Source organism: Bacillus salipaludis, assembly GCF_004358205.1.
This window is the reverse complement of the sequence record NZ_SMYO01000058.1, coordinates 1-5,882: the sequence shown is the minus strand read 5'-3', so window position 1 is coordinate 5,882 and position 5,882 is coordinate 1. Positions and strand designations below refer to the sequence as shown.

The following is a 5,882-nucleotide window of genomic DNA, read 5'->3' as shown; positions in this document are numbered from 1 at the left end:
TATATATGACTTAAGAAAAGAAATTAGCTATATTTTGTAAATGATAACTAGGAGGAGCCGTGTGCGTTAATAGCGCAAGCACGGTTCTGTGAGGGGGGAGGAGTACAATTTACCGCAAGGTAGAAAGGCTCCCTTCTACTCGACGAGTAGGATGGATTGCTGCGGCGATCCTTTTTTTGTTGTACTACGGGGTAGGTTATTGGATGAAGGAAATCGACGCATTAATGTAGAAATATTTACCAAACAAAATGGAGGGTGTTAAGAATTTGGGAGGAAAAATCCAGAATTTTAGAAAATCCATATTTTTGTCAACAACTCCAAAATCCGTTGCCTTTTTAAAATGCCTGCAAAGTTTTGCTTGTAAAAAGAATTCCTTCCAAATGATCAAATTCATGCTGGAATATAATCGAATCCATACCTCCCATCTCACGGAATATCCTTTCACCAAAGATTGATAAATAGGAAATCCTTATTATGAGGTAGCGCGGAACTATCCCTATAATCCCTGGGAGAGAGATACATCCTTCGCCAGATGGTAATGAGTTGGGTGTTGGATCAAGTATATAAAAATTTGGATTGATTAAAATTTCTGTTCCTGTTGTAAATCGAGCAACAAAAGCCCGTTTTGATACGCCGACTTGTGGTAAGGAAATTCCTAATACATGTGGCGAATTTTCCACGAACGTTTTCATTTCATTCAAAAGTGGAGTTACACTATAAATGTGTTCAACATCAATTGCTTTTTGAAACAAAATTGGGTTTGGAAATGTAAGAATGGAAAACATTTCATCACCTTTCGTCCGAGTTAAATATTTTTACATTTTTTGAAATATTTTAAAAAAGCCATTTATAAAATATATTCGAACGGAAGAAAAAAATAATAGGAAATCAAATTGACAATAAACATTATTAAAAACCTGTATCGATTTATAAATCAATACAGGTTTTTAATGGTTAGTAATTCTTTAGTGAAACAAAGGGTTGCGCGGCAGCCTTCTTTTTTATTGAAATAAAGTGGCAGGATAGTTGAAGAAGGGGAACCTATCCACTTTATAGAATGAAAAGTGTTAAATACTTTTTAGAACAGGGAGAAATAAGATGAAATACAAGGACTTAGCAAAGCATTTTACTGAAAACTTTGAAGAGTATAAGACGATATTACAGGAACATATTGAATTCAACGATGAAATCTTAAATCACGTATTCTTTGGTGAATGCAACGATTATTTTATTGAACTCATAGGTAAAGAGAAGGAAATACAGAAAATTAAAGAGTTGTTTGCTTTTTTTGAACAAATGGCAACTCAGGGAGATGATGATGTTAAAGAATTATTAAGTGTTGCTATTCTTGCACGACTTGGCGACTCCAAGAAATTGCTACAAGCTGCATATAAGTATATGGGTGACGAAACAAGGAAGGCTTCAGATGAAATTGAAAAGTATTGGGGTAGATATTGAACTAACGGGTGCAAGAGTTGAAGATCTGAGCTGTCATTTTGACAGCTTTTCTTTTTGTCCTAACGGGGCAGGATAGTTGAACAAGACTTTGGAAATGTATGGTAAAATATATGGTGAATGATAAATGTGGAGAGTGGTATTAATGAAGGTACTGTTGGAGTTAATACGAATAGTGTTTTTATTTGTATTTTTCGGAGGAATTATAGGTGCCTTTATAAATTTTGTGTACTCAAAATTTGGAACGAACATAGACACCTATGGCTGGATGGGGCTAATGGCGATTCTTATTTTATTTTTTGTACTGTATAGGAATAAATATCAATTTAGTGGATGGTATACAGGTAAAGGACGAGTTAAACTCTCCGCAAAAGTATCAAAAGTGCTTATTTCCATTTCAATAATATTAATGTTGTTACCTCCGATTCTAAATTTCTTCTTTAGCTAACGGTGCGATTGTTCAAAAAGGGCAGTCGCTTTTCTTGTTCCGCTAACTGGCAGGTAAGTTGAACAAAAATGAAAAAAAGACAAAAAAATTCCTCATAAAATATGCCTTTTTATCGTGGAATTGTTGTAAAAATGAAAAGGAGAAAAGCACCCATTTGAGTGCTTTCCATATTAATCCTATTTACTTACTGAACAAGCCTTTTACACCCTTATAAATTAAGACTAGCGAGAATACTAGAACTGTTAGAATGCCAAGGATATTTGTAACTGGTGAAACACTTTCAAGAAATGAATCAGCTAACGGAACTTTTATAAGTGCAAAACCAGATAAAATTGTAGCAAGGAATAATAAAATCCGATTATCCATTACTTCCTCCTCCTTCCTATGTGATTAATAAATCATATGTCATTATTGTTACAAATATGTCAAAATTGAAACAATAGTTACATGTTATCGGAAAAGAAAAATACATTCTGGTATTCAAAAATGATTCTTCAGCTAATGGTTGCAAGAGTTAAAGATTGGGATTGCTGTGGCGATCCCATTTTTTCTTATTCCACTAATGGGGCAGGTTACTTTAAGAAGGTCAATTCGTTATAATAAAAAATATACTTATAAATTCAGAGGGTGATTAGTATTAATATTGACTTTTTAACAAACCATCCCGATAAAATCAATGAAGTTTCTGAAATGGTTTTTAAGGAGTTTGTAGTAAAAACTGGTAGCCGTAAGAAATTTGAAGATGTTGTTAATCACTTTTCAAATACAAAGAACAATACGTTTCCAATAACTCTTATTGCATTAGAGAACGGGAAATGTTTAGGAACAGTATCTATTTTTGATAACGATTTAGCGATAAGAGATATGTATAAACCTTGGCTTGCATCTTTATATACCAAGCCTGAACATCGTGGTAGAGGTGTAGGGGAAAAGTTAGTAGCCAAAACCATAGATGTAGTCAAAGAATTAGGATTTAATGAACTTTATTTAAGAACAGAAGATGCATCAAACTATTATAGAAGTAGAGGATGGACTTATCTTGAAACTGTTTCTGATGATAAATACGAAAAAATTGATGTGTTTAAAATACAGTGTATTTAATTTAATTAACCATTATTTGTGAAAAATTGTACTTAAACTATCGGGTGCTAGAGTTTAAGAAAGGGTTGCAGCGGCAGCATCTTTTTTCTTGTTGAGCTAATAACGGGGCAGGATAGAGAAAAATGATTTATATTAAAATAGATATTTTTAATAAAAGTAGAGGGAGAGAACTTTTATGTTTTCTAATGAAGAAAGAGATTCTATTTATAAAGTTATTTATAACAGGAGAGATATTCGAAGTTTTTTGTCAACTCCTATCCCCGAAAACACGCTACATAAAATATTAAACGCAGCCCATCATGCACCTTCAGTGGGATTTATGCAACCTTGGAACTTTATTTTAATTTCCTCTGACGAAGTTAAAGAAAAATTAGCTTGGGCTGCAGAAAAAGAAAGACAGGCATTAGCTATCCATTATGATGGGGAAAAAGAAATGAAATTTCTTGATTTAAAAATTGAGGGTTTAAAAGAAGCTCCTATAACTATTTGTGTAACATGCGACCCTACAAGAGGAGGCTCCCATGTATTAGGACGAAATTCAATTCCTGAAACAGATATTTTATCAACAGCCTGCGCTATTCAAAATATGTGGTTAGCATCTTGTGCTGAAGGATTGGCGATGGGATGGGTAAGTTTTTATAAAAAGAATGATATTCGAGATATTTTAGAAATACCACCACATATTGACCCTATTGCTCTTATATCTATTGGTTATACTAATGACTACCCAGAAAAACCTATTTTGGAATTAGCTAAATGGGAAAAAAGACGTTCTTTAGAACATCTTATTTTTGAAAATAAATGGGGAAGAAACTAAAGGTTTATTAAAGTAACGGGTGCTATTGTTGAAGAATAGGGGGCTGCTTCGGCAGCCCTTTCCTTGTTCCAATAAATGGAAGGTTAATGGAATAACTTCCCTTTTGTTGGTTATGTTAAATAATAAAAAGGACTTTAATATGATAGGACTTACTATTGCAATAATTGCGTTTAATTTTATCACATTCAAGACAAATAAACGACTAACGAATAATCAAATCTTTCACATTTAGGCATTTACTATTGCTTTCCAACAAATCTTCGATTTGTATATAGATATGAAATATCATGGTTACTGGTATTTCACCAAAAATGTTGATTGGAACGCATTGCCTGCTCATACCGTTTTAATTCCTCCTGTTAACATGATGTTTTTAAATTGGTTTCCTTTTAATTCCTCAATTGTGAAAAAAATTATGTATATTTTTGTTTTTGTAATAAGTATTTTAATTTATGAATCAGTAACTTTACTTCCCGAACCTTGGGGGTACTTCCATTATGGCTGGTGGAAATTATGGCACGCAGCTATAATCGATCCGATACTTTTGTTTATCTTATTAGGGTATTACAAATTGGTATGTAAAGCAGAAAAAAATCTTATTATTAAAGAAAAATAATTAAATAATATAAAAGTCCCTCTTGAACAAACGGGTGCGTTACTTGAAGATTGGGCTGCCATAATTGGCGGCTTTTTTGTTGTTCAACTAAAGGGGCAGGTTAATAAGATACCTTCCATTTGTTTAATTGTGTACCTGCTCATGTTATAATGAGGAACTTAGGATAATTACGACTTTTACTCATAATTGAACGGATGCCAAGAAAAGCCTCCGACTAGCGATAAAAAATGGGGGTGTAAGAGAATGAATAAACGATGGACAATTGGTAAAATTAAAGAATTTGTTGAGAACAATTCGGAAAGTAAGTTGCTAACGACGGAATACCACGGTTTTTCTCAAAAGTTACTGTTTAAATGTGCGTGTGGTAGCAACTTTGAAAAAACATTTACGAAATTTAAAAATAATAACCAACGTAAATGTGACGTGTGCCAACCGCTAAAAGCGTCACGCTAAACGTATATAACGGGTGCGTTAATCCAATTAGGATTAACGCACTTTTTATTGAACTCCTTATTGAACAAACGGGGGCAGTTTAGTTACAGATCAACTAAAATAAAAAAACAAAGGAAGTTAATGAGTCCCCTTTGCTTTTTCTGAAGAATGTTGGGCATATGAAATTAGATTAATTAAACCAACAAACCCTCTAATGTATAATTTTAATAAAAAAATTCCAATAAAGGAATGGTACCATTTCCATCCTTTTTTGTAATTAATGGTTCTTGTAAAACGTTCCATTAAAGCTTCCAAAATAACTTGTGGTGTAGTAAATAAAAATGTTTTCAATATTATTTCACTTAACTTTTTTGTTTTTTGAGTGGACTGATAGTACCAAACAGTAATTAACGGACACAAAATACTATCGTATAAAAAGCTCCCTTTCGTAAATTTACGTTCATTTTTCAGCCTAACTGGATACTCTAAACGGTCTTTTGAAACAAGGTAGTTATCTAAAGGTGTATTGAAAAAAGAACTTAATAAGAAAATGATTAACTGTTCTTTTATTGGTTTTTTTAATAATGTAGGGAAAAGAAGTACCAATCCTAACAACCATAGGAATTTTAGTATTTTTCGGTCTGTCATTAAGAACATTCTCCTTTAATATTATAGTTTGTATTTTTCATCTTTTTATAACGATAATTTGTTGAAGAATGTAGGTGTTTTATCATATTTGTGAAGTGTTTCACTTAAAGTAAACCAGCTAATAGTTTGTCAACATTTTTCAATAAAAACATAAAACTTTTTATGTTATACTAAAATGCGCATGACAAACAACCCTCCTAGATTTGACTTTTGGAGGGTTTTGTATTGTTTGGTTTTATTTATAAATTAAGCGATATCTTGGAAAGTAGTGTTGGTTTTTAATAGTGCGTAAATCCAGTGTAAGAGCTTATTTGCACAAGCGATTACAGCTACTTTATAAAGTTTTCCTTCTTCGCGTTTCTTAT

At 32.5% G+C, this 5,882-nt stretch carries 7 protein-coding genes; 4 read left to right on the top strand and 3 right to left on the bottom strand.

The features are described 5' to 3' along the window. Window positions 1–335 precede the first annotated feature (335 nt). A complete protein-coding gene (locus tag E2K98_RS29810) occupies window positions 336–785 on the bottom strand; it encodes a peptide deformylase (RefSeq protein WP_133340571.1) in 450 nt (149 codons plus the stop codon). A gap of 313 nt (window positions 786–1,098) precedes the next feature. On the opposite strand from E2K98_RS29810, the gene E2K98_RS29805 reads away from it, so the two are divergent. Beyond that, a complete protein-coding gene (locus E2K98_RS29805; protein ID WP_133340569.1) occupies window positions 1,099–1,458 on the top strand; it encodes a DUF7674 family protein in 360 nt (119 codons plus the stop codon). A 625-nt stretch (window positions 1,459–2,083) separates the two neighbouring features. Here the strand turns inward: E2K98_RS29805 and E2K98_RS29795 are convergent. Next, window positions 2,084–2,269 (bottom strand): hypothetical protein, encoded by a 186-nt coding sequence (locus E2K98_RS29795; RefSeq protein ID WP_133340565.1) that lies wholly within the window; start codon window positions 2,267–2,269, stop codon window positions 2,084–2,086. Window positions 2,270–2,530: 261 nt separating this feature from the next. Between E2K98_RS29795 and E2K98_RS29790 the strand changes: the two genes are divergently transcribed. The 3 genes from E2K98_RS29790 (at window position 2,531) to E2K98_RS29775 (ending at window position 4,890) form a co-directional block, all read left to right on the top strand. Next, window positions 2,531–3,004, top strand: a complete 474-nt coding sequence (locus E2K98_RS29790; RefSeq protein WP_235824982.1) for a GNAT family N-acetyltransferase — start codon at window positions 2,531–2,533, stop codon at window positions 3,002–3,004. A 175-nt stretch (window positions 3,005–3,179) separates the two neighbouring features. Continuing rightward, window positions 3,180–3,821 carry a 5,6-dimethylbenzimidazole synthase gene (gene bluB / locus E2K98_RS29785; protein ID WP_133340563.1) on the top strand — a complete coding sequence of 214 codons (642 nt, stop codon included), beginning with the start codon at window positions 3,180–3,182 and terminating at the stop codon, window positions 3,819–3,821. A gap of 859 nt (window positions 3,822–4,680) precedes the next feature. Then, window positions 4,681–4,890, top strand: a complete 210-nt coding sequence (locus E2K98_RS29775) for a hypothetical protein (RefSeq protein ID WP_133340561.1) — start codon at window positions 4,681–4,683, stop codon at window positions 4,888–4,890. A 117-nt stretch (window positions 4,891–5,007) separates the two neighbouring features. Here the strand turns inward: E2K98_RS29775 and E2K98_RS29770 are convergent, their stop codons facing one another. Continuing rightward, window positions 5,008–5,517, bottom strand: a complete 510-nt coding sequence (locus E2K98_RS29770) for a CBO0543 family protein (RefSeq protein ID WP_133340559.1) — start codon at window positions 5,515–5,517, stop codon at window positions 5,008–5,010. Window positions 5,518–5,882 lie beyond the last annotated feature (365 nt).

Bases quoted from the DNA above. Each gene is read 5' to 3' on its own strand.
- bluB (WP_133340563.1), top strand. From the start codon at position 3,180: ATGTTTTCTAATGAAGAAAGAGATTCTATTTATAAAGTTATTTATAAC.
- E2K98_RS29775 (WP_133340561.1), top strand. From the start codon at position 4,681: ATGAATAAACGATGGACAATTGGTAAAATTAAAGAATTTGTTGAGAAC.
- E2K98_RS29770 (WP_133340559.1), bottom strand. From the start codon at position 5,517: ATGACAGACCGAAAAATACTAAAATTCCTATGGTTGTTAGGATTGGTA.
- E2K98_RS29795 (WP_133340565.1), bottom strand. From the start codon at position 2,269: ATGGATAATCGGATTTTATTATTCCTTGCTACAATTTTATCTGGTTTT.
- E2K98_RS29810 (WP_133340571.1), bottom strand. From the start codon at position 785: ATGTTTTCCATTCTTACATTTCCAAACCCAATTTTGTTTCAAAAAGCA.
- E2K98_RS29805 (WP_133340569.1), top strand. From the start codon at position 1,099: ATGAAATACAAGGACTTAGCAAAGCATTTTACTGAAAACTTTGAAGAG.